This is a genomic window from Paenibacillus sp. PsM32 (genome assembly GCF_030433815.1).
Classification (GTDB): domain Bacteria; phylum Bacillota; class Bacilli; order Paenibacillales; family Paenibacillaceae; genus Saccharibacillus; species Saccharibacillus kyungheensis.
In genome coordinates, this window is the sequence record NZ_JARUWY010000094.1 from 1 (window position 1) to 219 (window position 219).

Consider the following 219-nt stretch of genomic DNA (forward strand, 5'->3'; position numbering starts at 1 on the left):
GTTTCGTCTCATCCGTTAGTGGCAAAATATTCACCACATAATCTGATTCAGCCAAAGCATAGTCTAATTGATCCATCGTATACATCTCTTCGATATGTTCTGTTGCTTTACATGAACGACGAACACCGATTGTATGCATACCGAATGCTTGAGCAAGTCTTGCCTTTTCTTGTCCAATATTAAAAACACCTACAATAGCAATAGAATTTACTTTAAGTT

At 36.5% G+C, this 219-nt stretch carries 1 protein-coding gene; it reads right to left on the reverse strand.

What is annotated here, in order from left to right:
* Positions 1-219 (reverse strand): NAD(P)-dependent oxidoreductase (locus QCD85_RS23810; protein ID WP_301264097.1); only part of this gene is annotated, 219 nt, incomplete at both ends.